1 protein-coding gene is annotated in these 234 nt (G+C 53.4%); it reads left to right on the top strand.

All coding sequences use genetic code 11. The features are described 5' to 3' along the window. The coding region (locus tag ACTHUT_RS22420) for a contractile injection system protein, VgrG/Pvc8 family (protein ID WP_440386933.1) at positions 1-234 on the top strand (234 nt) is incomplete at both ends.

Genomic DNA, 234 nt, shown 5'->3' with positions numbered 1-234 from the left:
TCGACTACCGTTTCCAAAAGAGCCGCAGCTACACCGTCCGCGAGTATGTAACCCAGTATCTCGAAAGCGACTTTACCTTTATCAACCGTCTGTGTGAAGAAGAGGGCATTTGGTATGCCTTCGAACAGCATGAACAACATGGCGACGTAGTCGTCTTCGGCGACAGTCCCGAACACTACTTGCGCAGCCAAGGCCTACCCGTTTCCTACCGTCCCCATGCCGGATTGGAGAGTG

It is taken from the genome of Neisseria sp. P0022.S010, assembly GCF_051956635.1.
Note: the sequence above shows the minus strand (reverse complement) of the source record. Positions and strands in the feature narration are given on the sequence as shown.